A 26,894-nucleotide genomic window follows, 5' to 3' on the forward strand; every position below is an offset into this window, starting at 1 on the left:
CCATTCCCGTGTACTTGTAAACCTTTCGCACAAAAAAGGGTGCCGAGAACTCTCTCGACCCCCTCTTTATGTCAGCTACGTGAACATTTCCTCGGCCTGCTCGCTGAAGAAATGCTTCATCGAATGAAAAACGTCGGCTTTTCTGCGTAGAATGTAATAACGGAACTTATCATGTTCGATGGATTTATAAGCCTGCATCAAGCTGGAGGAACGGTTATACTGATTCACTTCCCCGTACCCGAACATCTGCGAAACTTCAATCAACTGTTCAATTAAACCGAGACATCGTTTATTATCAGAGGTCAGGTTGTCACCATCAGAAAAGTGGAACGGATAGATGTTGTAGCGTTCCGGCGAATATTTAGTCTCAATGAGCTCCAGCGCTTTCCTGTAAGCAGATGAGCAGATGGTTCCTCCGCTTTCCCCTTTCGAAAAGAAATCCTCCTCGCTGACGACTTTCGCCTGCGTATGGTGGGCTACAAATTCAATATCCACCGTTTCATAGTTTCGGTTCAGGAAGCGGGTCATCCAGAAAAAGAAACTTCTGGCCATGTATTTTTCCCACTGCCCCATCGATCCACTGGTATCCATCATGGCAATGACGACTGCTTTGGACTCCGGTTTGGTCTTCTCATTCCACGTCTTGTATCGGATGTCCTCCGGGTAAATCGGTGCAAAAGAGGGTTCCCCCCGAAGCGCATTCCGCTTGTAGGCTTCAAGCATTGTCCTCTTCTTGTCGATATTGCCGGTCAACCCCGTTTTACGGATATCGCTGAATTCAATATCCGTATGAAGGATATTGTCCTTTTCTTTCTCATCAAGATTAGGAAGGGTCAGCTCTTTGAATAAAGCCTCTTCCAACTCAGCCAGCGATACCTCCGCCTCATAATAATCGTCTCCCGCCTGGTCACCAGCGCCGTCTCCATTGCCGGGCTTCCCTTTAGCGGGCTGCGGGGCCTGGGCCACCACATCGCCAATTTCGCTGTCTCCCTCTCCTTGTCCCGCATGCTTATTCTTTTCATAATTGTAGCGGATTTTATATTCATCTAATGAACGTATAGGAATCTTCACGACACGCTTTCCATTGGACATGACAATGTTCTCTTCGGTTATCAAATCAGGCAGCTGCTTGCTCATGGCATCTTTGACTTTTTCCTGGTGTCGACGCTGATCGTCGTAGCCTTTCCGATGGAGGGACCAGTCGTCTTCGGCGATTACAAAACTCGTCTCTTCATCCATGTTATTCCCTCCTAATCGAGTATTACTCTATCGTATGCAGGTCCACGTGAATGGATGAAACATATTGGGATATGTAAAGATTATTTGTTATTTCCGCCTATCTTTTTCTCTTATTTCTGACCCCTTCTACTAGGTTTTCTCATAAAAAAGCCCCTGCAGCCAGGCTGCAGGGGACTTTCATTTCCTATTATCCTTCTAAAAGAAGGTCGTACGGATCTTCAATCATTTCTTTAATGCGGCGCAGGAACTGGACCGCTTCTTTTCCATCAACGATTCTGTGGTCGTAGGAAAGCGCAATGTACATCATCGGACGTGCTTCAATGCTGTCATCAGGCATGACTTTCGCGCGCTTCTCGATATTGTGCAGCCCAAGGATTCCGACCTGAGGGGAATTCAGGATCGGTGTAGAAAGCATGGACCCGAAAATTCCACCGTTTGTGATGGTAAAGGAACCTCCTTGGAGATCCTCCAGCTGCAGTTCTTTATTCCGGGCCTTCGTTGCTACATCAGCGATTCCCTTCTCAATACCAGCGAAATCAAGGCGGTCGGCATCACGGACGACAGGAACTACAAGGCCTTCATCTGTCGAAACAGCCATTCCGATATCATAGAATTTCTTCTGAATGATTTCGTTGCCTTGAATTTCTGCGTTCAAGTTCGGGAATTCCTTCAAGGCACCGACAGCCGCTTTCGTGAAGAAGGACATAAATCCGAGCTTCACATCGTGTTTTTTCTGGAAGGATTCCTTGCGGTCACTGCGGAGCTTCATAACGTTCGTCATGTCCACTTCGTTGAACGTCGTGAGCATTGCTGCTTCCTGCTGGACCTCTACAAGACGTTTGGCAATCGTTTGACGGCGGCGGGACATTTTAATCCGTTCCACCGGCTTATCAAACTGCGTCTTCTCCTCTTCCTTTTTCTCTTTCTTCGGCTTGTCGTTAGACGCTGATTTCGGCTCTTCCGACTTGCTGCCACCCTTAGCAGCTGCATCGACATCTTCCGGACGGATGCGGCCGAGTGGATCACGGGCAGAAATACTGCTCAAATCAATGCCGAGTTCACGAGCACGCTTTCTGGCAGCCGGAGTGGCCACAATATCTTTATTCCCATTGTTCTGTCCATTGGAGCCCGCTGGCTGTTCTTCCTGCTTGGACTCCTGTTTCTGTTCCTGCTGCTGAGGCTCTTCCTTCTGTTCAGCTGCAGATGCTTCTGCCTGCTGATCACCGGAGGAATCCTCAGAAGATGCGGAAGCTTCTCCGTTCTCATCCACTTTGGCGATGACGTCTCCGACTTCCACGTCATCTCCCTCTTCCTTGAGCAGTTCAGCAATAACTCCGTCTGCATCCGCGTTCACTTCCACATTGACCTTGTCTGTTTCCAGCTCAAGAATCGGATCGCCTTTGGAAACGTGATCGCCCTTTTTTACCAGCCATTCGGCTATCGTGCCTTCAGTTATGGATTCAGCTAATTCAGGTACTTTGATTTCCTTCATTTTGTTTCTCCTCCTTTAGACATCTGCAGCGCTTCAAGAATGATTCGATTCTGCTCTGTTTTATGGATATTCGGTTCTCCAACGGAAGGGGAAGCCCTGTGCGGACGTCCTACAAATCTGTGGATCTGTCCATCCTTCAGGAGTCTGTGGAGGATCCCCTCCACGAAATACCAGCTACCCATGTTCTGCGGTTCTTCCTGGACCCATACTAGTTCTTCTAAATTCGGATAGGTTTCCAGCATTTCTGCCAGTTTTTGATCCGGGAATGGATAAATCTGTTCCACCCGGACAGCATCGATGGTTTCAAAGGTTTCGTCCATGCTTTCCACTTTGTCTTCGATATCCACCATGATTTTTCCGCTTCCTAATAGAAGGGTTTTCACTTTTTCTTTATCTTTATTCTCAGATAATCCCGGCTGCATCATGAGCGACTGGAATTTCCCATCGCTGAAAGCAGCCCCGTCTACGGCGACTCTTTGATTACGCAGCAGGCTTTTCGGTGTCATCAATACGAGCGGACGTGCCTCTTCCTGGTTGCTGATTGCCGCCTGTCTGCGGAGCAGGTGGAAATACTGGGCTGATGACGTGACATTGGCCACGGTCCAGTTGTTTTCTGCAGCCAGCTGAAGGAAGCGCTCAAGGCGGGCACTGGAATGCTCCGGTCCCTGTCCTTCATACCCGTGCGGAAGCAGGAAGACCATATTGGATTTCTCGCCCCACTTCGCACGGCCGGCGGCAATAAACTGATCAAAAATGACCTGCCCGGCATTGGCGAAGTCACCAAACTGGGCTTCCCACAGGACAAGAGAATCGGAAGCATGAACACTGTATCCGTACTCAAATCCGATAACCCCGGCTTCCGATAACGGACTGTTGTGAATATCAAAGGACGCTTCCGCCTGATCCAGTCCGTGGAGCGGACAGTAGGTTTCATCTGTTTCTACATCATGAAGGACAAGGTGACGGTGAGCGAAGGTTCCACGCTCCGTATCCTGACCGGTAATCCGGATCGGGATGCCATCTTCCAGTATAGAAGCGAAGGCCAGAGCTTCCGCTGTCGCCCAGTCCACTTTCTGCCCTTCATCCAGCATTTTCGCACGGCGCTGAAGGATTTTCTCAAGCTTCTTAAATCCATTGAAGCCTTCCGGACGTTTCAGCATGCCTTCGTTAAGTCCACGCAGACGCTCAATATCCACGGATGTCTGAATTTCGTCCAGATCCCTTTCCACGCCACTCGGGCGGTCTTTCACATCAGGAGCGGCCGTTTCATGCTCACCCATATTGTTGTAGATATCCCGAAGCTTTTCTTCAATCTCTTCTTTCATCTTCGTCAGTTCGCCCTCTTCCACAACACTTTCATCCTGAAGCTGCTTCTCAAAAACAGCGGCAGCCGTTGGATGCTCGTCGATTTCCTTGTACAGTTTCGGCTGTGTAGAGCGCGGCTCGTCCATTTCGTTGTGTCCGAAACGACGGTACCCGACGAGATCAATCAGAAAATCCTTATGGAACTTCTGACGGTATTCATACGCAAGCGCCATAGCAGAAAGGCATGCCGCTGGATCGTCGGCATTCACATGCAGCACCGGTATTTCAAAGCCTTTCGCAAGATCACTGGCGTATCTTGTCGAACGTCCGTCTCTGCGGTTGGTCGTGAAACCGACAAGGTTGTTGGCGATGATATGGACCGTTCCCCCTGTACGATAGCCGGGAAGGTCACTCATGTTCAGCGTCTCTGCGACAACCCCTTCACCGATAAAGGCTGCATCCCCGTGGATCAAGAGGCCGAATGCCTCATCTTCATCCATTTTCGCATAGCCCGGCTCCCTGCGGTCATCCTGCGCCGCTCTTGTAAAACCCTGGACGACAGGGTTGACGTATTCCAGGTGGGAAGGGTTATGGCTCAGCGTCACTTTCGTTGCCGACTGCTCGCCGTTTTCGATCTCTCTCCGGGCTCCGAAGTGATACTTCACATCACCTGTCCACCCATAGTTGATTCCCATCGAACCTTCTGAAGGAACGAGCTCCTTATCAGGCGAATGATGGAACTCAGAGAAGATCCGGTCATAAGGCTTCCCGAGGATGTGGGCAAGAACGTTCAGTCTTCCCCGGTGGGCCATGCCCATCATGATATGTTTAATGTGATCGCCGGAAGCCGACTGGATAATATGGTCGAGCATCGGCACCATAATATCAAGGCCTTCGATGGAAAAGCGCTTCTGTGCCACAAATGTTTTGGCAAGGAAGTTCTCAAAGCCTTCCACTTCAGCCAGGCGGTACAACAGCTGTTTCTTTTCTTGGTTTGTCAAAGATACCTGATACGACCCTGTATCGACTTTGTCCTGCAGCCATTTTCTTTCATTCTCATTATTGACATGGCCGAATTCAAAGGAGATTGTCCCCGCATATCTTTCTTTAAGTACATGGACCACTTGGAGGGCATTGTCCAGTTTCATAGGCGCGTCCGGCCAGACCCACTCCGCCGGCATAGCCTCCAGATCCTTCTCCTGAAGTCCGTAGGTTTCTAAATCAAGCAAATTTGTTTTAGGTCGCTCGTCACTTCCTACAGCATAGATATTCGCCTGCAGATGGCCGTGACGACGAATAGCCTCAACAAGTTTCAATGCCGAGGTGATTTTCGCAATGTCCCTTTCCGAAGGAGACGCAGCACCGTTCGTCTCAACAGACGGGCTAGTCTTCATCCAGTCAGGTGCCCCGTGCTCGTCAAAAATATCCTTCAGTGAAGGATCGACAGCACTTGGGTTTTCTTCATATACTTCGAATTGCTCTTCGATATACCCCATGTTGGGGCCGTGGAAATTATCCCAAAATCTTTGAGTGGAGCCTTGTTTAGACACGTAGAATACCTCCAAGTAGTTGTTGGCTAAAGTTTCCTCGAAAACGTTTCCAAGTCCACATACTATTATAGAATTGAAACGCTTACGTATTCAACAAATTTCGCTTATTTTTCTCAAATGGTAACAATTCCATTATAACAAGAAAGGCGCACCCTTTGGTACGCCTTTTTACTTTTTACTGGTAAAGATTATTCCTCATCCTCAAGAACCCGGTAAGCCATATCGAAAAACTTCATCTGGCTGTTGATACGCACCTGGTTTTTCTCAGGCTGTACGTACTCATAACTGCCGTCGTTCTTCTGCTCCCTCGCCTTGACGTTATCATTCAGCATGATGGACAGGATTTTCTTCAGACGGGTTTTCACAGAGGGCTCGTGAATCGGGAAAAGCAGTTCAACGCGTTTCACCATATTTCGAGTCATCATATCCGCAGAGGAAAGGAACAGGCGGTCGTCCCCGTTGTGATGGAAATAATAAATCCGGCTGTGTTCCAGGAATCGTCCGACAATGCTGTACACGCGGATATTTTCACTGACGCCTTCAATGCCGGGCTTCAAGCAGCAGATCCCCCGGACGATCAGGTCGACCCGTACGCCTGCCTGGGAAGCTTCGTACATTTTTATGATCAGATTTTTGTCCGTAAGCGAGTTCATCTTCGCAATGATCCGGCCGTTTCCGTGCTGCTTATGGAAGCGGATTTCATTGTTCATGTAGCGGATAAAGTCATTCCGGATATCAAATGGAGCCATAGACAAGTGATGGAACTCCGGTTTTTCCGTAAATCCGCTCAAGTAATTGAAGAAGTGCGTCGCATCAATCCCGAACTTCCGCTTTGAAGTAATGATGCCCATATCGGTATACAGAGAAGCCGTCTGGTCGTTGTAGTTGCCGGTACCCAGGTGGACGAAGCGCTCGATCTTTTCTGCTTTTTTCCTGACGACAAGGGTGATTTTGCTGTGGGTTTTCAAGTAAGTCATGCCGTATATGACGTGACACCCGGCTTTTTCGAGCTCCTTGGCCCACTGCACGTTGTTCTCTTCATCAAACCGCGCCTTCAGTTCCACAAGCACTGTCACCTGTTTCCCCTTTTCTGCGGCCCGCTTCAAAGCGTCTATAATCGGTGAATCTCCACTTACCCTGTACAGCGTCTGTTTGATGGCCAGCACGTATGGATCGTCTGCCGCTTCCGCCACAAAATCGACGACAGGCTCAAAGGATTCATAAGGGTGGTGCAGGAAGATGTCGCGGTTCTCCGCTGCTTCAAAGATATTCTCCTCCCCCTCCAGATCACGCGGCGGCTGGGATATCAGTGTCTCGTAGTAAAGGTGGTCCTTCACATCGGCAAACGTTTTATGGAACTTGAACAGGAACGTGAGATCAAGCGGACCGTTCGTAATGTACAGGTCATCACGATGAATTTCCAGGACGCTGAGCAGGAACTTGACCACTTTCTCATCGTACTTTCCATCCCTGACTTCGAGGCGGACAGCTGCCCCCCATTTGCGCTTTTTCAATTCTTTCTCGATTTCCTTCAGAAGATCCCGGGCACCTTCCTCATGGATCGTCATATCCGCATTTCTCGTTATCCGGAACTCTGTAACAGATTCCACTTTGTATCCTTTAAACAGTTTACCCATAAAATGGCTGATAATTTCCTCAAGAAGCACATATTGGTATTTATTTTCATGCTCCACCTGGACAAATCGATCGAGTACGGCCGGCACCTGAACAATTGCGGTCTTTGTTGTGTTCTCCGGGTCGATATCATCTTTGATGACGACAGCGAGGTTGATGGACTTGTTAAGAAGCATCGGGAACGGACGGTAGGCATCCACAGCCATCGGTGTCAGCACCGGGAAGATTTCCTCGTCAAAATATTTTTCGAAGCGGTTGATTTCCTCTTTCGTCAAATCCTCTATGGAAAGCAGGGAGATGCCTTCTTTCTCCAGCTCCGGCTTCATCGACTGATAAGAGTCATACTGCTTTTTCACGTTGTTATGGTTGATTTCCGAAATTTTCGCCAGCTGCTGCTTCGGCGTCAGCCCGGCTTTGTTCTCCGGCTTGTTGAAACCGGCTTTTACCTGGTCCTTCAACCCTGCTACACGTACCATGAAAAATTCATCCAGGTTGGAGGAGCCGATCGCCAAAAACTTCAAACGTTCAAGCAAAGGGTTATCCAAATCAAGAGCCTCATCCAGTACACGCTCATTAAAAGCGAGCCAGCTCAGCTCCCGGTTGTTATAAAATGATGGATTGTTCAATTCCTGCGTCTTGTTTTCTGTTGACATGCCGCACACCCTTTACACATTTATTCCACTCTATATGTTAGTACGTCTCTATATCCTCTATATAAAACAGGTGTTAAGGTTTTGTAAAAAAATGATGAATTTTGCTGAATTATGTTTTCTTTTAAGGTAGAATATTCCGAAATTAACAGTTGTTAATAAAAAGAAGCCCGCAGCGGGACTTACTTTTTATTTTCCACAAAAGACAGTTCTATAGTCTTTTTCAGTGACTTTTCCAAATGTTTTTTCTGTTTTTCCGCCTGATATTCTTCCGGCATCCATTCGCCCGAACAGTGACACGTAATATGCAGATCATGACCTTCCTTCGTCAACTCAAGGCTTTGAATCGTCTGTCTGCGGGTGCTGTCCAGGCTGTAGCAAAACTTCAGGAGGGAACCAAGAAGACGGAGCTTCTTCTGTTCATCCTTTAAGAACCACTTCTTATACGGCTGAAGGAACTGCTTGAAAATCGTTTTGTTCTTATAGGAGGCCATAAGCGCCATCCGCAGCCTCTCTATATGCATCAAGCCGTCGATCGTCCGGTTGGCAAGCAGGTAAAAGGTATGCTGGGCACTCGCTTCGCTGTCGATATAATCCCCCAGGTTGAACACATAGCTCGCCCTCTTCACTTCCTGCCAGTCCGAATTCTTCAGGGAACCGAGCCCTTTTTCATGGAGTTGACTGAAAAGCTGATGAGCCAGATGCTGGACATGCTGGATCTGCTTGACATTCAAGTCATAATCATTGATCAGTTCCTGAATGCTCTCCTCCAGCACGTTCGGAAAAACCGACGTCCCCATATCCTTCGTCAGCTGTTCAAAAAAGACACCGTCCCGAAGCCCTTTTCTACTCAGAATGAATCCGGAAGCCTGCATAGTATCGTAAAGGGAATGGAACACTTCCGTCGCCGGCAGAATAATATCCGCCCGGTCTTTGGACAGCCCCTCCACCTTCTGAAGCTTCTTCATCGGCAGGGTGAATAAATAATTTTTAATAAAAGCGAGGTCACTGTCCTTCATTTTATATTGATGAAGGCCGGCCAGCGGGTACTCCTTCAAGTTCTGGTCGATCTGTACAAGGTTCCGCGCTCCACCGCCGATTCCGATCAATGGAATATCCTTCTTCTGCAGCCACGGCAGTGATTTGAACTGGTCAAGCAGGTACCGGCGCAAGGCCGCGAATTCGTTCTCGGTCGGCAGTTCATTTTTGAAGAAGTCCTGCTTCAGCGTCAGCGCTCCGAACGGGAAGCTGTAGGATTCGATCAATTCACGGTCTTTAAAATATGTAACTTCGGTACTTCCCCCGCCTATATCCACGGTGATCCCTTCTGTAACCGGAGTGGAATTCACAACGGCCAGGTATCCGTAATACGCTTCTTCGTGATCCGATAAAATGCGCATGTCAAAACCGGTATGCTTGGAAACCTGGGTGATGATCTCCTCCTGGTTCCCCGCCTGGCGGATCGTAGCCGTAGCGACACATACCATTTCCTCAAGCGTATACGATTCAGCGACTTCCTTGAAGCTCTTCAGTGTCGTCAGCAGCGTCTGCAGCCCTTCGGTGGATAACAGACCATCCTTTGTTAAATGGTTGCGCAGACGTGCGACCGCTTTTACGTTCTCCACTTCACGCAGACGTCCACCTTTATCACGCAGATAAATCACTAGACGCATCGTGTTTGAACCCACATCAATAATTGCATAAAATTTCCTGGCCATGATTTCACCACTCTTCATTTTTTGACATTATAACATAAAAAAGACCACCCTCTTATAGAAAAAGAGGGCGGTCTGACAAGGGATTACCTGTTCAACAGGCTGCCTACATATTTCAGCAGTTCGTTCGCTGAACTGGAGTTGTACCCATGCTCATCGACAAGCGTGGCTACAACCTCGTTGATCTTCTTCAGCTGCTGCTCATCCGGCGTCTTCGTGGATGTCGTAATCTTCACAACATCCTTCAAATCAGCGAACAGCTTCTTCTGAATGGCTTCGCGCAGACGCTCATGGGACTGGTAGTCGAACTTCTTGCCTTTTCGTGCGTAGGCGGAGATACGAATAAGAATCTCTTCACGGAAGGCTTTTTTCGCATTTTCCGAAACACCGATCTGTTCTTCAATGGAGCGCATGAGACGCTCATCCGGGTTCAGCTCTTCTCCTGTAAGCGGATCTCTCAATTTCGCCTTGTTGCAGTACGCTTCGACGTTATCCAGGTAATTGTCCATAAGCGTAACGGCGGATTCTTCATAGGAGTACACAAATGCTTTCTGCACTTCTTTCTTCGCAATTTCATCATATTCTTTTCTCGCCAGGGAAATGAAATCAAGATATCTCTCCTTGTCCTCACTGGAGATGGAGGCATGACTTCCAAGTCCATCCTTCAAGGAACGGAGAACATCCAGCGCATTGATTGATGTCAGTTCTTTCTTAATGATGGTGGATGATATGCGGTTGATCACGTAACGTGGATCGATCCCGCTCATTCCTTCATCACCATGCTCCTTCTTCAATTCCTCAACGTCGACATCGCTGAATCCTTCAAGAATTTCTCCATCATAAAGTCTCATTTTCTTCAAGACATCAATGGACGCTTTTTTCGATTCTTTTAATCTCGTCAAAATCGTGAACATCGCAGCCACTCTCAACGTGTGCGGGGCAATATGCACATCACGGATGTCACTTTCCCGGATCATCTTTTCATAGATCCGTTCTTCCTGACTGACCTTCAAGTTGTACGGCACAGGCATGACAATCATCCGGGAATGGAGCGCCTCGTTTTTCTTATTGGCAATAAAAGAGCGGTATTCCGCTTCGTTCGTATGAGCTACAATCAACTCATCCGCTGAGATAAGGGCAAAGCGTCCAGCCTTGAAGTTCCCTTCCTGTGTCAAACTGAGCAGGTGCCAGAGAAACTTCTCGTCACACTTCAGCATTTCCTGGAACTCCATCATGCCACGGTTGGCCTTGTTCAGTTCACCATCGAAACGATAAGCGCGGGGGTCCGATTCCGAACCAAATTGAGCAATAGTCGAAAAGTCAATCGAACCGGTCAAATCGGCAATATCCTGGGACTTCGGATCTGACGGACTGAAGGTACCAATGCCTGTACGCTTATCCTCTGAGAAAAAGATCCGCTCTACTAGAACATCCTCAATCCTTCCCCCATACTCCGTTTCCACACGCATCGTATTTAACGGAGACAAACTTCCTTCAACACGGATGCCGTACTCATCCTGAAAATCCTTGCGCAGATGGCTCGGGATCAAATGCAGCGGGTCTTCATGCATCGGACAGCCCTTGATGGCAAAGACGGCCCCCTCATCCGTATGCGTGTACTCCTCCAGCCCACGTTTCAGCAGGTTCACAAGTGTGGACTTCCCGCCACTGACAGGTCCCATCAATAATAGAATACGTTTGCGGACATCCAGCCTTCTCGCTGCCGGATGGAAATACTCCTCCACCAACTTTTCCATCGCTTCATCCAGTCCGTAGATATCATCATCAAAGAACTTATAACGCTTATGATCATGCGCTTCTTCCACACCAGCACTTTTAACCATATTGTAAACGCGGGAATGAGCGGATTGTGCTAAATACGGCCGCTCTCTCAACAGCTCCAAGTATTCAGCAAACGTTCCTTCCCACTTCAGTTCTTCCTCGTATTCCCGGTGGTCTTGTATCTTCTTTAAAATGTCCACTTCGCGACCTCCCCCGTCGTAAGAGACGAATTTTAATACATCCTATGCCTGGCTCATGTAAAACATGTGTGATTCAAAGAAATGTGGAAGCGGCTTGGTTAGTCCCGACAAGCATAAGACCAGCACCGCCGTGGAGTGCTTTTCTCCACAGAGGTGATGGACTTATGACCTCGAGGGACTAGCCGCTGCAACTGGACAATGAGACTGAAATGCGGAGGCACCCCGGTAGATGCGACAAGCATAAGACAAGGATCGGAGTGAAGCGTTCTTCCTTCACACAGATCATTGACTTATGTCTCGAGCATCTGGGTGCCAGAGCTGGACAACAAAAAGAAATGTGGAAGCGGCTTGGTCAGTCCCGACAAGCCTATGCAAAGAACCAAAACATCAATCATGAAAGAACTCCAGGAATCTCTCAACTACAACAACGAATCCGTTCGACTTGTCCCCATGCGGTATTGCCTATCCAGTGATTTCACATCATTTTGACCTGCACCCTGCAGGGTAGAAGGACAGCCCCTCTACTTAAACCTATGCCGCAGCCCGCCATTTATGAAAAAAGAGGACGGAATCAATCTCCGTCCTCTTCCACATCTTTCCCTTCCATATAGCTTTTTCTTTTGGCAAGTCCCATGACGAGGAACAAAATAAATAAGAATAAATTCAGCCAGCGGTAATCGTCGTAAAAAATAGCAAGGATGGCCCAGATGGATGCACTGATTAAAAAAAGCACGCTGGACAGCAAGGTTTGATTCATCTTAATCCCTCCTCTTCTCATTATATAGGCATATTCCGAATCTGAGGCTGTATATTCTTCAGCCTAAAGTCCTAATAAATTCCTCAAAGAATGATTTACTATATTTTGACATGCCTCTGTCCGATTGTTAGAATTGTTTTGACTATTTTACTTTGATAAAGTACTCACTCAAAAAGAAAGAAGGACTGCATATGGAAACATGGTACTTTGTCGATTCAGGCCATTGTACACCTGCCATCAACATGGCACTGGACGAGGCCCTTATGAATTGGCACCGGGAAGGGTCCATCCCGCCTGTTCTGCGTTTTTACGGCTGGGAACCTGCCGGGCTGTCTGTTGGTTATTTTCAAAAAGTAAAAGGAAAAATTGACTTGGATGGTGTTCAGAAGCATGGGTATCAGCTCGTCCGCCGCCAAACGGGCGGCCGTGCGGTATTACATGACCATGAACTTACATATAGTGTCATCGTATCGGAAAAACACGAGGACATGCCGGATTCCGTGAAAGAAGCCTATCTCGTCATTTCCAAGGGCCTGCTTGAAGGGTTCAGAAACCTGAACATTGATGCAGATTTTGCTGTTCCTGAAGGCAAGCTGGATGTGAACGGCTCAGCTGTCTGTTTTGAAGAACCGTCCTGGTATGAATTGATTGTGAATGGAAAAAAAGCGGCCGGAAGTGCACAGACTAGAAAACGCGGCATCATCCTGCAGCACGGGTCCATCCCGATTGAAGTGGATGATGGGAAGCTTTTTGACATGTTTGTTTACAAAAATGAACGCATCAAGGAAAGAGCCCGCAAAGCTTTCGGCAGCAAAGCCGTTGCCATCAACGAAATCCTCGAAGAGCCTGTCTCTTTCGAAGAAACAAAACATGCATTTAAACAAGGGTTTGAAAAAGGATTGAATGTCCACCTGGAGCCCTTCCACCTGTCTGAGGAACAATGGGACGAGGTAAGGAAAATCGCCCGGGAACGCTACGAAACAGATGAATGGAACTACGCCCGCTGAGCGGGATAAGGAGTGGTGAACGTGAGTAAAAACCAAGAATACATAAGAAAGCCGGAATGGCTGAAAATCAAGATCAACACCAATAAGTCCTACACAGGCCTGAAAAAACTGATGCGCGAAAAGAAATTGAACACGGTGTGCGAGGAAGCCCGCTGCCCGAACATCCACGAATGCTGGAGTGAACGGAAAACCGCTACCTTCATGATCCTGGGTGATACATGTACACGCGGATGCCGCTTCTGTGCCGTTAAGACCGGGCTGCCGAACGAACTTGACTGGGGCGAGCCGGAGCGTGTTGCGGAATCCGTTGAAATCATGGGACTGAAACACGTCGTTGTTACAGCGGTTGCCCGTGATGACTTGAATGACGGCGGTGCTGCTGTATTCGGTGAAACGGTGAAGGCGATCCGCCGCCGGGTACCGGGATGCACGGTAGAAATTCTTCCTTCTGATATGAAAGGTGATTATGAAAGCCTGCATACCTTGATGGAGGGTGAGCCGGATATTTTCAACCACAATATTGAAACCGTCCGCCGTCTGACGAAGAAAGTCCGTGCACGCGCCATGTATGACCGTTCTCTTGAACTGCTCCGCCGTGTGAAGGAAATCCGTCCGAATACACCGACGAAGTCCAGCCTGATGGTCGGTCTTGGCGAGACGAAAGAGGAAATCATCGAAGCAATGGATGATCTGCTTGCTCATAACGTAGACATCATGACCATCGGCCAGTACCTGCAGCCGACGAAAAAACACTTGAATGTGGAACGCTACTACCATCCAGACGAATTCGAGGAACTGAAGCAGATTGCCCTTGAAAAAGGATTCAAGCACTGTGAGGCAGGCCCGATGGTCCGCTCCTCCTACCATGCGGATGAACAGGTGAACAGCACCTCCGCCCAGCGACGGATCAAGTACATGCAGGGCTATGAGTCCCAAGGGAAAGAACTCGACACGACGAACTTCTAAACAAAATCCCCTTCTCCTGATTAAGGAGAAGGGGATTTATTGATTACCAGAAACCTCCGTACGGGGGACGGCCGTAATAGCCTCCGCCTCCGCCTCCATAATAAGGCGGGCGTCCGTAATAAGGAGGTGGATAGCCATAACCGCCGCCGCCGCCAAATCCTCCATACAAACCAGGAGCCAGGGCACCGCCTAAAAAGCCACCCAGTAACCCACCGGCAAAGGGGCCGAAAAAGAAGAAACGCTCTTCTTCATTCCGATAGTCTTCTTCTATTCCATAAGGATAAGCATATGGGTACTGATTCACTCGTTCTCCTCCTATCCATTCCTGTGGTTATTCACCTACTCTTCACTCTATGTCACCAGCCCGGCCATCGTATAGGCATCTGTCACCTGGGATAGGATAAAATTAACTGTAAGCCCATTCACACCTCGAATAAAATGGGGTATACTTAAACAAGAAACGCTTGTCTGGCTAGAAAAGGAGGACTATTCATGAATGTAACCTTGATTATTCTCGTCTGCCTCGCATTTTTGACAGCTATCTTCTCAGCTGGATATGATACGAAGCCAGGGCCAAGAAAGTAAAAAAACGCACCCCATGGGGTGCGTTTTTTCATGCCTTATTTGATTAATCCAGGAAAACCCTGCTGCAGTAAAGCATTGAACAAAATGATCGATGCAGTATTGGATAAGTTCAACGAGCGGACCTCGCCGGTCATAGGAATCCGGAGGCAGCGGTCTTCAAGGCCTGTTAAGAGCTCCTTCGGTATGCCGTCACTCTCTCGTCCGAAAACAAACAGCTGATCTTTTTCCGCATCACTGAAATCAAAATCAGCATACGATTTCGTTCCGAAGTTTTCAATGTAGTAGAACTCGCCTTCTGGATATTTCTCATACAACTCTTCTATCGAGTCATAGTAATGGACCGTCAGTTTGGGCCAGTAATCCAGACCCGCGCGGCGCACCATTTTATCATCAGTCGAGAAACCGAGCGGCCGGATCAGATGCAGTTCACTATTTGTCGCCACACAGGTCCGCCCGATATTTCCGGTATTGGCCGGAATCTCCGGCTGGAAAAGGACAATATGGTTAGGCATCACTTTCACCTCAGTCTAATCGTAGTCAACCAGACCATTATACCATATCGATCACCCGTTAATTCTGAAAAATTTATACTGAATATCCGGCGTGTAAGCGGTAGAGTCCTCGTAGGCCCAGTAGCGGTGCCGGCTGTTTGATGTATGAGCGTTGACCAGCGGCATCCCCTGGGCATCCTTTTTCACAACAAAAGTATTATGATCATACCGCCCGTTTCCTTGAAAGTCATAACAGATGACATCCCCCGGCGCGAGCTGATCCGCGGAGGATACTTCCACAGCTTTCAAGCCTTTACGCGATCCGCTTAAATACCAGCGCAGTGCATGAGCCACGGTCCAGCTGTAGCTCCACGTTCCATTCCCGTACCACCACCCACGCGTCCGGTCCCCGGCTCCCCTCATCGGGGCACCGCCGGCCCGCAGACATTGGGAAACATAATTGGTACAATCGACTTCAAACTTTTTATAAGCCGGGTTGTAGCTGTCCCACCAACGGTCAGCATACCGCACTGCCTCCCGACGGTTGTAGTCGAAGCGCGGATCATCCACCGGCTCTCTCTCCCCCATCTCGAAGGTCAAAGGCAAAGAAGAATCCCCGGATGCCGGAATCTCCGTTACGACTTCGTGATGAACCCACTTCCCTTTGGTCCACTGTCCACGACCTGTGTAGAACCCTTCTTCTAAAAAAACATGGCGCCCACTTTTTACAAGCATGGTCAAATGCAGGTCATAAGCAACATCCACCACGTGATCATAAGCCTTCCTGTGATAAGGATAAATGCGGAAAGTCATCCGCTGGAGCTTGTGATCACGCGCTTCCATGCCCTCTATTTTCCGCTTTAACCATCCTTCTTCCTCCTGATCGAAAACCCGGTCCAGCACTTTCTGCCAGTAACGCTTGATTTCCTCCGTGCTATTCATCCGCTTCCCCCCTCCTTCAGTATATGAAGGGGGCGTCAGGCCATGAAAAAAAGCCCCCGCAGGGACTTTTAATGTTGTATAGCTGTATGCTGTTTTTCAAAATCCAGCAGTTTTTCTTTTTTGTCCAGTCCGCCGGCATAACCGACGAGCTTTCCGTTGCTTCCAATGACACGGTGGCACGGCACGATGACAGAGAAAGGGTTTTTATTCACGGCCCCTCCAACAGCACGGATTGCCTGCGGAGAATGCAGCGCTAAGGCTACATCCTTGTAGGATCGTGTTTCACCAAACGGGATTTGGTGCAGCAGTGTCTTCCACACTTTCCGCTGGAAATCTGTTCCGTAACAGTTGAGCGGAACATCAAACGCTGTGCGGATCCCCTGGAAGTATTCCTGCAGTTCTTTTTCTGTCTGAACAATCAATGAATGATCGGGGTCATAAACCAGTTCACCTTTTAGAAAATGCTTCCTTTTCCAAGATTGATAGGCTGGGAGTCGATCTTCATGGTGACCAAAATCAATGCGGCAGACTCCTTCATCATTGGCCAGAACAGTCATAGCCCCCAAAGGAGTTTGAAACGTGTCGTAATATAGAAAAGAATGATGGTTCATAGCCAACCCCTTCTTTATTAACAGTTTTTTCTATTATACTAGAGCTCTAGTGGATTGAAAAGGTACAGGAGTTGATTACGTTTGAAATTGCAGCCCTTTTTCCATTTCATACAAGACCTGTTCATCTTCTTCCTTTTCCATCGCTTTCTCAATGGCCTCAAAACAATCGGGACGGCCGATTTTCCCGAGTCCCCACGCGGCGGTTCCGCGTATGACCGGCCTTGGGTCGTGATTCATTAAACGGATCAATTCATCAACGGACGTTTCGTCACGATAATGAGCAAGCGCCAGAATCGCATTCCTCTGAATCGGCTTTTTACCCCGCCACGAGCCGGAAATGAACCCGAATTTCTCTTTGAACTCCCGATTGGAAATGGACAACAGCGGTGTAAGCTTCGGCTTGACAACCTCCGGATCCGGCTCGAATTCTTCATGATTATGAAAATCTTTCTTCCGGTTCTTTGGACAGACGGTCTGGCACGTGTCGCAGCCATAGAGACGGTTGCCAATCACTGTGCGGAACTCATCAGGCAGAAAACCCTTCGTCTGCGTTAAAAAGGCGATACAGCGCTGAGCATTCAACTGGCCGCCCTGGACGAGGGCTCCGGTCGGGCAGGCGTCCACACAAATGTTGCAGTCACCACAGCTGTCATCCACCGGCTCATCGGGAGCAAAAGGAATATTCGTTACAAGTTCTCCTAAATATACATATGAACCAAACTCCGGAGTGATCACGGCACAATTCTTTCCACTGAACCCAATCCCTGCACGCTCCGCTACAGCACGATCAGAGAGCTCCCCTGTATCCACCATGGATTTCAGTTCCACCTCCGGAAACCTCTCTTTTATGAAAGCACCGAGTTTGTGCAGCCGGTCCCGCAGCACATCGTGATAGTCCTGTCCCCAGGAGGCTCGGCAGAAAATTCCCCGCCGTTCTCCCTTCACACTGCGCGGTGCATCTTTCATTTTCGAAGGATACGCAAGAGCAATGGAAATAATCGACTGTGCGCCCGGCAGAAGGCGGCCGGGCTCGGTCCGCTCGTCCACCTCCCCCTTTTCGAAACCGGACTGGTATCCGAGTTCCTGCTGGCGTTTCAAACGGGCTTTCAATTCTCCGAACACATCAGCAGAAGCAAATCCGATTTTATCGATGCCGATTTCTCTGCTGTAGGTGATCACTTCTTCTTTAAACTGATGAAAATCCACCCGGACGTTCTCCTTTCTAACGGATATCTTTCACGGCAGCTGTCCGAATCCGGTTCATAGCTGCTGCGATTTCAAATCTTCTTGGTCTGGCCAGCTCCCCTGGATGCTGGTCTTTAAACGGACCGAAGGAAGCGAGGCCTTTCGTGTCCAGCTGTTTTTCAATATGATCCAGAAGTTCCGGCAGACTCTGCTCAGCCTTCAGCCGGCCTTTTTTATCCAGATGCAGAAGGATATCGGCAATCAGACGTGTCTGTGAGGCATCGACCAGTTGTTCTACACCGGAAAGGTCGATATCTTCATGACCCATCAGCAGCTTGAACAGTCCTTTAGCCTGGACTTTTTCCTTCTTCCCTTTTCTCGTCTGCAGCGTATTCGGAAGAAAGGCACGCTGTGGAACGCTGCCGAAGCGTTCTTCTCCGGCCGTTTGTCTTTCTGACGGATACTTCCCGGCAATCTCTTTCGCTTTCTGCGTGACGTTGACCGGGACATACTGATCCATCATGATAACGTCATCCGCTGCCTGGAAGTAGTCGCCGGAACCTCCCATGACGAGAATCGTAGAAACATCAAGATCGTTTCTCATCTGTCTGATTTTATCAATGAACGGCGTGATCGGTTCTTTTTCCTGTACGACAAGCTCCTGCATCCGCTCATCACGGATCATGAAGTTGGTGGCACTGGTATCTTCATCGATCAGCAGTGTGCGTGCCCCAGCCTCAAGCGCCTCCATAACGTTGGCCGCCTGGGAGGTGCTTCCGCTCGCGTTTTCCGTAGAAAAAGCCGTCGTGTCCGTTCCGTGCGGAAGATTTTTAATAAACGGCGAAATATCCACCTTGGTAACCTGACGTCCATCTTCTGCTCTTACTTTCACACTGTCCGGATCTGTCAGGACATATTCACGTCCATCCCCTTTAATGTGAGGATACACCCCGCGCTCGATGGCATTCAAGAGGGTACTTTTACCATGGTACCCACCACCAACGATGAGGACAATCCCCTTTTTCAAGGCCATCCCTGTCAGCGGCTCCTGACGATGAGGGATAGCAATGGAAACACGGTTCTCCTCAGGGCTTTCAAAGGGAACGGCTTTTTTCATCGGACGCTGGCTCACTCCGCTCTCCCTTGGAAGAACCGCCCCGTCTGCCACGAAGGACATCCAGCCGTTTTCACGCATCGTCACTAAAAGGGCATCGTGCTGATCGGCAAGCTGACAAACTTCCTCCAGCTCGCTGTCTTTGACAGTAAACACAGACTGCTTCAGCATTTCCGGAATCACAGAGAAAAACAGCTTTTCTGCCTGCTTTCCATTAATGCGCCGACCATTTGCGGGCAGGCCGACCGTCAGGCAGATGATGATGTCTTCAGGCATCAGGGTAACCGCTGTCCGCTCTAAAATTTCCTGCCCCGGCTGATCGATGGCGACCATTCCGCTTTTTCCTGATCCCTTCACACTGAACTGGGTTTTCTTAATCGTATCCGCTGCCGCTCTCGCAAAGGTATCTTCTGCGTACGTTTTTCGACTCTTCGTCTCTTTATATTCGGCAGGAACAGGGCGCCTGCTTTGAGGCACCTGTATCCTGATTTTCGATGGAGCCGCAAATGGATCTCCCTGCACATAGTCTATATGAAGCGTATAATCCTCAAAACTGTACGTCCCTTGAATCTGCTTATATCCTTTGTAACTCTTTCCGTCGATCTGCTTCAGCATCGTTTGAAGTTTTTTCATTCCGGCATCCTCCTGTCTTCGTTCTATTATAGGTTGTATCCATTTTTCCGCATTAAAAAACGCAATGCTTCGTTACCCATTTAACGAAACACTGCGTTGGTTCACATAAGTATAAAAAATAAATGCATCACAATAGTGAATGGAGCGGGTGAAGGGAATCGAACCCTCATCATCAGCTTGGAAGGCTGAGGTTTTACCACTAAACTACACCCGCATATAAAGAGCTAAGTTGTCCGTACAACTTCCCTCATCTATATTTGTTATGATAACATCCGAATTCTATCGATGCAACATGATTTTTACGTTTTTTTGTCGAAATCTTAATAGCAGCTTTACAATGTTATGGGGTTATAGTTTAAAAGCCTGATAGGCCTACTATACCCGGATGGGGTCTTTTTTATACATGAAAAAGCAGACTGCCGGGTGAAGCAGTCCGTCTGGAACTAATCCTTCTGCTTATGCTGGAAGACGTAGATGATGGAAAATACGAGAAAAGCGGTGAAATGCAGGGAGTCAATGAAGAGTTTAAACAGCTCAAACAGATCGGTTGTATTCATCTCAATCACCTCCACAATCCTGATGGACGAGGATGTGTGCGGGAGGAAAGCTGCATCTGAAGAAGTATTCTGGCGCATCTACTGCCGGGGTCTTCTTATTGTCCCCGGACGTGCCGCCTTTATGTATGACAAATAAAAAGAAGAGCCATATTAATGGCTCTTCATCCGTCTGACTTATAGAATCAACGTGTTCTTCAAAGCAGCGATCAAGTTTTCAAAATCCTCATTCACTTGGGCAGCGACATCGTTTTTCTTGTACTCCTCATCCTGCTCCATGGAACTGACGGGTTCAATGAGCACTGTCCGGTTTTCCATAAATACGATTTCAATTTTTCTAGGAGGTGTGTTTTCATTGAGGCTGTAATCGTCGAAGTACTCCTTCATAGAAATGATCTTGTCCGCAAACAACGTTTCCTTTTTCAATGACATATCCGGCGATAAGCTTAAGGCTGTCAGCGTGCGGTCATTTCTGTTCACAATAAACAGGTGCTGCTGATCCGAATCCAGAACTTCCAGGCAGCGGTAATTGTCTGACTCGAAGATTTCCTCGGTAAACTCCAAAACAGCGGCCGTTCTCAGTTTACTAAGCTTGTCTGTACTCAACCTATCTTTTACAGCAATGGACATAAATGAAGAACCTCCTTATTTGTTTTACATTCTCCACATCCCCGTTTTATCACCATGAAAAACGGAAAAACGGCAAAATAAACAAAAATTACCATGTCATTGATGATGACTCATTCCAATGATTCACGATTTCGACAAAACGTGAGGAGGCTCGCTCTTACCTGACAGCCAATCTTAAGACAACCGCTCGGAAATCAATTGGAAGGAAAGGACAGCTTCTTTATAAAAGTCGATTTTCTTATCCTCCATCATCCGGTCCAGTTTGGCCTCAGCACTGGAAGCAATCTGCTCAATCTTCTTATCATCCGTAAGCTCAATCAACCGCTTCAACATCTGCTTCTTCTGCTTTGTATCTTCTTCAATTGTTTTCCACTGCTCTTCCGTTTCCGCTTCCAGATCATTCAAATCCTCCGTTACCCCTTTACCAAGGCCGGATACGAGTTCTTTCATTTCGTCATTGTCTTCAATCGTTCGGAGCATCTGATTATCCACGCGTTCATAATCCGGACGGTTCTCCTCTTCTTCGTCTTCCTGTTCAATAAAAACCTTCTCATAGCTTTGATCCTGTTGAATAATCGTCTGGGCACTTTCCGCTTCCCCATGATTCTCCCGATCCATCTCTGTCAGCTGCCACACACCAAAACCAAGGAGTGCAATCCCAAGAATCGATGTTCCCTTTACAAACCTGCTCATATCCTCTCATTCCTTATTGCGCATATTTTCTCTGAATTTATATTTTTCCGACAAACACACGTCATCTAATTGTAACATTCGTTGAAAATACTGTAAATGAGCACAAAAAAAGAGAAGTCTGTCATAGACTTCTCTTTTACAGGTTTTCAATAAATAAACGGATCACATCAGCTCCACCAATGACGGTCCCAAGCGTACTTCCCAGATTTGCAAGCACGACAACAAGCAGAATTCTCGTTACTTTGTTCTGCCAGAAGCCTTTTACCGTCGTGACATCATCGGAAAGGGATTCAAAGTCCCCCACATTCGGCCGTCGGAAATAGGCTTGTACAATCCCGGCAAACCAGCCGGCCGCAAGGAGAGGGTTCAGCGATGTAATCGGCGCAAGTAAAAATGCGGCCACAACGGCGAGCGGGTGTGCCAAAGCTGCCGCTGCTCCTATCGCTGAAAACGACCCGTTCCAAAGGATCCAGCTGATCGTCTGCTGGGTACCCGCGGCTGGATTGGAGAGGAATGTATATAAAATAATCGATAATATTAATATTGGGATCGACCATCCGATGATTTTCGGCGCTTTTGACTTAGGCGGCCGCTTTTTCAACGCTTTCAAATCATGATCGTTATAAATCTCTTTCTTAATCCCGGGCACGTGGGCCGCTCCGAGTACAGCAACCACTTTCTCTCCGGGCGCATCCTTGATTTTCTGTGCGAGGTACTGATCCCGCTCATCAATCAACGGCTTCTTCAAGTCCGGGAAATGATCGGTCAAATCCTGAAGCATCCCATCCAGCATATCCTGGGACTTCATTTTCTCCAGCTCTTCCTCAGAAATTTTGTCATTGCTGAAAATGCCATAGAAGATCGACATTAAGAGCTTCGACTTTCCACTCCAGCCAAGATTGCCCCAAATCCGGGAGAATGTCACCTGAATGTTCCGGTCGGCGAGCACCAGCTCAGCCCCAGCGTCTTCCGCAGATTCAATCCCCTGGATCATTTCCTGACCCGGCTGAATGCCAAACTGCTTCGCCATCCGCTTCTGAAAAGATGAAACAGCGAGGTTCACTAATAACAGCGTCGCTTTTTTACTTTTAATCACTTCAAAGATATCCGTATTCTTCCACCGGTCACCGTCCCTGATAGACTGGTAACGCTGTTCGTCCAGCTCCACACAGACAGCATCCGGCTGTTCCTGTTCAATGACCTGCTTCACCTGCTCCGCACTTTGTCTGGAGACGTGAGCCGTGCCGATCAGGATATATTCTTTTCCTTCTATCGTTAATCTGGTCAAGTTATCTTCCATAGCTGTCAAACCTTCCTTTACCAAGTACTCGCCCTCCTGCCTGTTTCCTACAGAAACAGGACCCTCTCCATTGTATCAAAGATTCTGACCTTTTTAACAAAAAGAAAAAGCCAGAGGCCTCTCTGACTCGATCTTTTCGTCCTATTCAAAATCCTGCATGATGCCGGCCGGCCAGCTCCCTGCTGATTTTCTCCGCAATCCTCGAAATATCCTCTTCAATACGTGCCGCACTGAACCTCAGTACGGTCCACCCGTGATTTTTCAAAAAGGCATCCCTTTCCCATTCCATCTCCCACTCATCAGGAGATACCAAATACTCGTGCTCCACAGCTTCGATCGCAATTTTCAATTCAGGAAAAGCCATATCGATAATGAATTCCCCTTCCTGATAGTACTGCTGTGGGTGCAGCCCATACTTGGACAATTCGCTGTGAAGCTTTTCTGCCAGCGCCTTCTTAGACACTTCCTTTTCAACCAGCTGATTTTCTTCAGCCTGACGGCGACCTAAAAAAATAAGTCCAAACGAGAACAATAGAAATAGAAAGAACAACAGTGTAGGAAAAAGTGTAGAATTCGTCATGTTTATCACCCATTACTATTCTATCCATCTATCCCCCCTTTTTATTCCTAAAGAGGCATGATTGTCCGTCTTCGGCATATAAAAAACCGATGCGGTCTTCATGACAGCATCGGTCTTCTTTTTCCTTACATCAGTTTACGTTCATAAACCACTTCGTTCGTTGACACATCCAAAGCATCCACGTTCAAGCTTTTCACCTGACCGTCCTCCGGATTTCTGGATCCCCACAGACGGATATCATTTTTCAAATTGTGATCATAAAAATCAACACGTACCGTCCGCAGTCCATCCTGCTCTTTATACACCCAGCACTCCTTGAACTCCATCGTCTCTTTCGGCTGGCTCAATATGTAGTCATTCAAGACCTTTTCAAACTCAGGAAAATCAATTTCCCCTTTTTGCAGCCCTTCGGCTTCAAATGAAGCAAACTCTGTATAGTGGTGAATTAAATCTGCGTTTTGACCCACGTCTATTCCTCCTTCACATTCTCTATCCATAGGTTTACCCGTTTCTACCAGGAAGAAAACGAGAGAATAGAACAGGTGCCCGGCTTCACGCCGGACACCTGTTGTTTATACACTCGCTGCGATCTCTTCCAACTGTTTGACAAGAGCTTCACACTTGTCCAGATTACGCGCATCCGGATGCGGTTTACCGAACGATCCGATGTCGTTATCATAATATTTCCCTGAGGCATTTGCAAATTCATCAGACAAGGCCGCCCGGCACAAAATATCTGCACCAATGTTGATATCGCGTCCTTCTGTTCCAAAGGCCTTTTTCACCATTTTGCTGCCCAGAAGGGACATAGGATTCACAGCAACCACAACAGGCTCCACCCGCCGGGCCATTTCATACGTCCACATCGTCAGCGCCAGCTTACTCTGCGCATACGCCTCTCCATCAGCAAGCTTCTTCTTCCCGTAAAGAGCCTGCTCATCCACCGTCGACTGCGCAGCCGACGATAAATTCACGATACGGCTTGAAGCATCCATAAGCGGAAGGAGTGCTTTTGTCAGCTCATAGGGAGCCAATGTATTCACGGCAAAACGAATGTCCAGTCCTTCGGCCGTGACAGGCTCCGAGGCATTGTATACGCCTGCATTGTTGATTAGAACGTCCAGGTAATCATGGTTGGCTGCGACTTCCTTTGCAAACCTTCTTACCTCACTCATTGAAGACAAATCAGCCACATACTGATCGATCTCTTCATTCCCCAGCTCGTTGGCTACGTCAGCCAGTTTCTCTGCGCTGCGGCCGTGCAGAAGCACCTCATGACCTTCCTTGACGAGTCGTTTTACTGTCGCAAGGCCGATGCCATCTGTTGCACCTGTGACTACGATCTTCATTACCATCTTCCTCCTTCAATAACGATCCGTACTCCTCCCATTCCCTAATCCATCGGGAATGGAACCACCTGATTAGATTCAGCATTTCCTCCTGAAATATTCAAACGGAGAGAGAGTCTTTCTTATGATATCCAGTGTATAACGTTCCGGGATGTAAGCAAAAGGAAGTGTACTAGACTGGAAGAGTTCCTTTATGATTAGGAAACCATACAAAAAAGACGATATTTACAATAAGTAGATATCGTCTTTCATTCAAGCTATTTAGTACCGGTGGCCGGGGTCGAACCGGCACTCCGTGAGGAACACGATTTTGAGTCGGCTTCACGAGCCTACTTCGTATTCAAAACCTTTGATGGTTGTCATAACGCTATTCTTTAACGTGATGTAGTGCGTAATATTCGTAACGGTTCGTACAACTCGATTTCTTTCGAGGTATCAACCGATCTTATGAATTATACGCATTAATAGTCTTACGCATCTAACAGTATGTCTTATGTTATAAGAATTCCTTAAATGAGTCAAGATTATTCAGAAGCATTACTTTTATTCAATATAGGTTGTTTTTACTAAGTTCTAGCTATACATCACATTTACTCCCTGACATATAAATTGAGTAAGATTGGATTGAACACATAGTACATCAATAGAATTAAAAGCCTAAATTCTCAGCTGGTTCGATAGATAATTGTTCACATATATTTTTGTAATCTTCTTTTTCACCTTCTTTTCGATCAAAGTACTCTTTAATTGCTTTTTGCATTTTAAATGGATAATACGTTGTGCTGAATGTATTATTTATAACTAAAACAACTTGTGAATCAAGACCTATTTGATCAAGAAAATCACCAATACCCCAATAAGAGTTATTGCCCCAATCAAACTGATTAAGTAAAGGTCCTTCATTAGCAAACACTAAGTCTTTATATTTTTTGAAAAATCCAATTTCTTTAAGTGGACTGATCCACTCCTCAAGCAAACTGGTTTGTTTTATATTAACCACTAAGTATTCAAGTGCCTCTTCTTTCTCTTTTTTTATTAACCCATTTCGGCAAAGGCTTATAAAGATATTTAAAAGTACATAATTCCCCCTATGTATCTTTGATCTCCAAAGGTTTCTAACTTCGGGGGAGTCACATTCATAAAAGACTGCCGTCCTCTCAGGGTATTCACTTAAAAACTCAATTTCGAGAAGAGATTCATGTTTAATAAATTCAATTGCTTTCTGCCCAACAGCTCCTTCTAACCTTATTAGCTCATTCCAAAACTCAAGTGCTCTTTGTGCAACCAATGGATAAATGAAGTGGCTTTCAAATATATTGGTTAGCTCCATATAAAACTTTTCAATATCCTCTTCTAAGATTGTTTTAGGTATTTCTTCAACAAGTATGCTATGACTAGCTGTGTTGCTAGTAAAATTCGAATCAAAATGCTTGTCTATTCTTGTTAATAATGCTTCCATGCTCCCGCCGACTACAAATTTATCAATGTTAGATCTTAAAAAAAGCCAAAATGATTCTACGTGTGAGGCATCAATTTGATTTGGCTTAGAATGGGCACAATCATTCCTCCTATATTTCCAATACTTTGCTTGATTCCTTAAGTCTTCAGATATAATAAATATTCTTTTTTTATCGTCACTTTTCTTAATGCACTCATTTACTTCTTCATCCCATTTATCTTCTTTACGTAAGTTTTTCTTTATAGCTTCCCACGATTGTTCACGTTCAATGTTATCTGGCTTTTCCGCAGTTAAAATTCTCTCTTTAAGCACCAATTGAAAGCCTAAATAAGACATCAACAGGGATGCTCTATAAGCAGAAGCTTTAAAACATATCACGGATTCTTTAAATTGATTTATTGCTTCTCTAGGAAAATTTTTTCCATAAAACCATTTTTCAAAGTCTAACTGCACATAAATACCTCCATTTT

The 26,894-nt window shown here is 47.1% G+C and carries 22 protein-coding genes and 1 tRNA gene; 2 read left to right on the forward strand and 21 right to left on the reverse strand.

All coding sequences use genetic code 11. The annotated features are described in order from the left end of the window. Nucleotides 1–75 precede the first annotated feature (75 nt). The 7 genes from yhbH to H615_RS0119050 form a co-directional block, all read right to left on the reverse strand. Entirely contained in the window at nucleotides 76–1,239 is a 1,164-nt protein-coding gene (gene yhbH, locus H615_RS0119020) for a sporulation protein YhbH (RefSeq protein WP_027956624.1), read from the reverse strand. A gap of 187 nt (nucleotides 1,240–1,426) precedes the next feature. Then, nucleotides 1,427–2,731 carry a 2-oxoglutarate dehydrogenase complex dihydrolipoyllysine-residue succinyltransferase gene (gene odhB, locus H615_RS0119025; RefSeq protein WP_027956625.1) on the reverse strand — a complete coding sequence of 435 codons (1,305 nt, stop codon included), beginning with the start codon at nucleotides 2,729–2,731 and terminating at the stop codon, nucleotides 1,427–1,429. Continuing rightward, complete coding sequence (locus tag H615_RS0119030) at nucleotides 2,728–5,532, reverse strand: 2-oxoglutarate dehydrogenase E1 component (protein WP_051254779.1); 2,805 nt, start codon at nucleotides 5,530–5,532, stop codon at nucleotides 2,728–2,730. Before H615_RS0119030 ends, odhB begins: the two co-directional genes overlap by 4 nt. Before the next feature lie 242 nt (nucleotides 5,533–5,774). Continuing rightward, complete coding sequence (locus tag H615_RS0119035; RefSeq protein ID WP_027956627.1) at nucleotides 5,775–7,874, reverse strand: RNA degradosome polyphosphate kinase; 2,100 nt, start codon at nucleotides 7,872–7,874, stop codon at nucleotides 5,775–5,777. Nucleotides 7,875–8,053: 179 nt separating this feature from the next. Further along, nucleotides 8,054–9,589: a Ppx/GppA family phosphatase gene (locus tag H615_RS0119040; protein ID WP_027956628.1), complete on the reverse strand. Its 1,536-nt coding sequence runs from the start codon at nucleotides 9,587–9,589 to the stop codon at nucleotides 8,054–8,056. A gap of 83 nt (nucleotides 9,590–9,672) precedes the next feature. Next, on the reverse strand, nucleotides 9,673–11,568 hold the full coding sequence (locus H615_RS0119045; RefSeq protein ID WP_027956629.1) for a PrkA family serine protein kinase: 1,896 nt from the start codon (nucleotides 11,566–11,568) through the stop codon (nucleotides 9,673–9,675). 571 nt (nucleotides 11,569–12,139) lie between these two features. Then, nucleotides 12,140–12,325, reverse strand: coding sequence for a hypothetical protein (locus H615_RS0119050; protein WP_027956630.1), 186 nt, complete (start codon nucleotides 12,323–12,325; stop codon nucleotides 12,140–12,142). 191 nt (nucleotides 12,326–12,516) lie between these two features. On the opposite strand from H615_RS0119050, the gene H615_RS0119055 reads away from it, so the two are divergent. After that, the gene (locus H615_RS0119055; RefSeq protein ID WP_027956631.1) at nucleotides 12,517–13,332 is read left to right on the forward strand and encodes a lipoate--protein ligase family protein; all 816 of its coding nucleotides are present in this window, start codon (nucleotides 12,517–12,519) and stop codon (nucleotides 13,330–13,332) included. A gap of 21 nt (nucleotides 13,333–13,353) precedes the next feature. After that, on the forward strand, nucleotides 13,354–14,298 hold the full coding sequence (lipA, locus tag H615_RS0119060; RefSeq protein WP_027956632.1) for a lipoyl synthase: 945 nt from the start codon (nucleotides 13,354–13,356) through the stop codon (nucleotides 14,296–14,298). A 43-nt stretch (nucleotides 14,299–14,341) separates the two neighbouring features. Here lipA and H615_RS0119065 read toward each other — a convergent pair whose 3' ends face one another. The 14 genes from H615_RS0119065 to H615_RS0119140 form a co-directional block, all read right to left on the reverse strand. After that, nucleotides 14,342–14,602 (reverse strand): hypothetical protein, encoded by a 261-nt coding sequence (locus H615_RS0119065; RefSeq protein ID WP_027956633.1) that lies wholly within the window; start codon nucleotides 14,600–14,602, stop codon nucleotides 14,342–14,344. A gap of 316 nt (nucleotides 14,603–14,918) precedes the next feature. Beyond that, the gene (locus H615_RS0119075; RefSeq protein WP_027956634.1) at nucleotides 14,919–15,395 is read right to left on the reverse strand and encodes a tRNA (cytidine(34)-2'-O)-methyltransferase; all 477 of its coding nucleotides are present in this window, start codon (nucleotides 15,393–15,395) and stop codon (nucleotides 14,919–14,921) included. A 51-nt stretch (nucleotides 15,396–15,446) separates the two neighbouring features. Next, entirely contained in the window at nucleotides 15,447–16,316 is an 870-nt protein-coding gene (locus H615_RS0119080) for an amidase domain-containing protein (RefSeq protein WP_027956635.1), read from the reverse strand. 68 nt (nucleotides 16,317–16,384) lie between these two features. After that, the gene (locus tag H615_RS0119085; protein ID WP_027956636.1) at nucleotides 16,385–16,927 is read right to left on the reverse strand and encodes a methylated-DNA--[protein]-cysteine S-methyltransferase; all 543 of its coding nucleotides are present in this window, start codon (nucleotides 16,925–16,927) and stop codon (nucleotides 16,385–16,387) included. A gap of 75 nt (nucleotides 16,928–17,002) precedes the next feature. Next, nucleotides 17,003–18,133, reverse strand: a complete 1,131-nt coding sequence (queG, locus tag H615_RS0119090; RefSeq protein WP_027956637.1) for a tRNA epoxyqueuosine(34) reductase QueG — start codon at nucleotides 18,131–18,133, stop codon at nucleotides 17,003–17,005. 16 nt (nucleotides 18,134–18,149) lie between these two features. Continuing rightward, the gene (locus H615_RS0119095; RefSeq protein WP_027956638.1) at nucleotides 18,150–19,859 is read right to left on the reverse strand and encodes an ABC-ATPase domain-containing protein; all 1,710 of its coding nucleotides are present in this window, start codon (nucleotides 19,857–19,859) and stop codon (nucleotides 18,150–18,152) included. A 140-nt stretch (nucleotides 19,860–19,999) separates the two neighbouring features. Continuing rightward, nucleotides 20,000–20,073: transfer RNA gene (locus H615_RS0119100), tRNA-Gly, on the reverse strand. A gap of 517 nt (nucleotides 20,074–20,590) precedes the next feature. Beyond that, nucleotides 20,591–21,043, reverse strand: a complete 453-nt coding sequence (locus H615_RS0119110; RefSeq protein WP_027956640.1) for a hypothetical protein — start codon at nucleotides 21,041–21,043, stop codon at nucleotides 20,591–20,593. 174 nt (nucleotides 21,044–21,217) lie between these two features. Then, nucleotides 21,218–21,736, reverse strand: coding sequence for a hypothetical protein (locus H615_RS0119115; RefSeq protein ID WP_027956641.1), 519 nt, complete (start codon nucleotides 21,734–21,736; stop codon nucleotides 21,218–21,220). A gap of 136 nt (nucleotides 21,737–21,872) precedes the next feature. Further along, complete coding sequence (locus tag H615_RS0119120; RefSeq protein WP_035532745.1) at nucleotides 21,873–23,036, reverse strand: TraB/GumN family protein; 1,164 nt, start codon at nucleotides 23,034–23,036, stop codon at nucleotides 21,873–21,875. 145 nt (nucleotides 23,037–23,181) lie between these two features. Then, nucleotides 23,182–23,616, reverse strand: coding sequence for an endonuclease domain-containing protein (locus H615_RS0119125; RefSeq protein ID WP_027956643.1), 435 nt, complete (start codon nucleotides 23,614–23,616; stop codon nucleotides 23,182–23,184). Nucleotides 23,617–23,741: 125 nt separating this feature from the next. Then, nucleotides 23,742–24,083, reverse strand: a complete 342-nt coding sequence (locus tag H615_RS0119130; RefSeq protein WP_035532719.1) for a hypothetical protein — start codon at nucleotides 24,081–24,083, stop codon at nucleotides 23,742–23,744. Nucleotides 24,084–24,188: 105 nt separating this feature from the next. Then, nucleotides 24,189–24,965 carry an SDR family NAD(P)-dependent oxidoreductase gene (locus H615_RS0119135; protein ID WP_211225380.1) on the reverse strand — a complete coding sequence of 259 codons (777 nt, stop codon included), beginning with the start codon at nucleotides 24,963–24,965 and terminating at the stop codon, nucleotides 24,189–24,191. A 649-nt stretch (nucleotides 24,966–25,614) separates the two neighbouring features. Beyond that, entirely contained in the window at nucleotides 25,615–26,877 is a 1,263-nt protein-coding gene (locus H615_RS0119140; RefSeq protein WP_027956646.1) for a hypothetical protein, read from the reverse strand. Nucleotides 26,878–26,894: the final 17 nt, after the last annotated feature.

The sequence above is a fragment of the Halobacillus kuroshimensis DSM 18393 genome (assembly GCF_000425705.1).
Classification (GTDB): domain Bacteria; phylum Bacillota; class Bacilli; order Bacillales; family Halobacillaceae; genus Halobacillus; species Halobacillus kuroshimensis.

What these genes read in the sequence shown, in the direction of transcription:
- yhbH (WP_027956624.1), bottom strand. Translation starts at nt 1,239, where the DNA reads ATGGATGAAGAGACGAGTTTTGTAATCGCCGAAGACGACTGGTCCCTC.
- odhB (WP_027956625.1), bottom strand. Translation starts at nt 2,731, where the DNA reads ATGAAGGAAATCAAAGTACCTGAATTAGCTGAATCCATAACTGAAGGC.
- H615_RS0119030 (WP_051254779.1), bottom strand. Translation starts at nt 5,532, where the DNA reads ATGGGGTATATCGAAGAGCAATTCGAAGTATATGAAGAAAACCCAAGT.
- H615_RS0119035 (WP_027956627.1), bottom strand. Translation starts at nt 7,874, where the DNA reads ATGTCAACAGAAAACAAGACGCAGGAATTGAACAATCCATCATTTTAT.
- H615_RS0119040 (WP_027956628.1), bottom strand. Translation starts at nt 9,589, where the DNA reads ATGGCCAGGAAATTTTATGCAATTATTGATGTGGGTTCAAACACGATG.
- H615_RS0119050 (WP_027956630.1), bottom strand. Translation starts at nt 12,325, where the DNA reads ATGAATCAAACCTTGCTGTCCAGCGTGCTTTTTTTAATCAGTGCATCC.
- H615_RS0119055 (WP_027956631.1), top strand. Translation starts at nt 12,517, where the DNA reads ATGGAAACATGGTACTTTGTCGATTCAGGCCATTGTACACCTGCCATC.
- H615_RS0119075 (WP_027956634.1), bottom strand. Translation starts at nt 15,395, where the DNA reads ATGCCTAACCATATTGTCCTTTTCCAGCCGGAGATTCCGGCCAATACC.
- H615_RS0119080 (WP_027956635.1), bottom strand. Translation starts at nt 16,316, where the DNA reads ATGAATAGCACGGAGGAAATCAAGCGTTACTGGCAGAAAGTGCTGGAC.
- H615_RS0119085 (WP_027956636.1), bottom strand. Translation starts at nt 16,927, where the DNA reads ATGAACCATCATTCTTTTCTATATTACGACACGTTTCAAACTCCTTTG.
- H615_RS0119095 (WP_027956638.1), bottom strand. Translation starts at nt 19,859, where the DNA reads ATGAAAAAACTTCAAACGATGCTGAAGCAGATCGACGGAAAGAGTTAC.
- H615_RS0119110 (WP_027956640.1), bottom strand. Translation starts at nt 21,043, where the DNA reads ATGTCCATTGCTGTAAAAGATAGGTTGAGTACAGACAAGCTTAGTAAA.
- H615_RS0119115 (WP_027956641.1), bottom strand. Translation starts at nt 21,736, where the DNA reads ATGAGCAGGTTTGTAAAGGGAACATCGATTCTTGGGATTGCACTCCTT.
- H615_RS0119120 (WP_035532745.1), bottom strand. Translation starts at nt 23,036, where the DNA reads ATGGAAGATAACTTGACCAGATTAACGATAGAAGGAAAAGAATATATC.
- H615_RS0119125 (WP_027956643.1), bottom strand. Translation starts at nt 23,616, where the DNA reads ATGACGAATTCTACACTTTTTCCTACACTGTTGTTCTTTCTATTTCTA.
- H615_RS0119135 (WP_211225380.1), bottom strand. Translation starts at nt 24,965, where the DNA reads ATGAAGATCGTAGTCACAGGTGCAACAGATGGCATCGGCCTTGCGACA.